The organism is Vibrio sp. 10N.222.55.C6 (assembly GCF_041473395.1).
GTDB classification, from domain to species: Bacteria; Pseudomonadota; Gammaproteobacteria; order Enterobacterales; family Vibrionaceae; genus Vibrio; species Vibrio crassostreae_C.
Window position 1 is genome coordinate 1 of sequence record NZ_JBFRSD010000604.1, and the last position, 335, is coordinate 335.

Genomic DNA, 335 nt, shown 5'->3' on the forward strand with positions numbered 1-335 from the left:
ATCTTGAACTTTCCTCTGTCACGTCATCATCGACGTCCAGTGAGGCTTGAGGAGAAGGTAAAGAGATATAAATAGGAATAATTGCCGCCACCCAAATGGTATAGATGGTAATGACTCGGTTGAAGGCGACAAACCAGGTTTCGCTGCCGCTACCAGATAAGTAGTAACCCAATAAGGTAAGTAAGGTGCAGCCAATAGCCCACATCACGGCTGATAGTGGATCTTTCGTTGTGGCTGCGAGCAAGACTATCGTTATGTAGGGCACGGCCATGGCAATGCCCAAAGGAACATGACAGTCGACCACAAAAATGATTGTGGCACCGAGTGCTAAGAAT

At 47.2% G+C, this 335-nt stretch carries 1 protein-coding gene; it reads right to left on the bottom strand.

Annotation, left to right across the window (positions count from 1 at the left end):
• Positions 1 to 335, bottom strand: a 335-nt coding sequence (locus AB4486_RS25285; RefSeq protein ID WP_372119471.1) for a hypothetical protein, incomplete at both ends; no start/stop codon positions are given.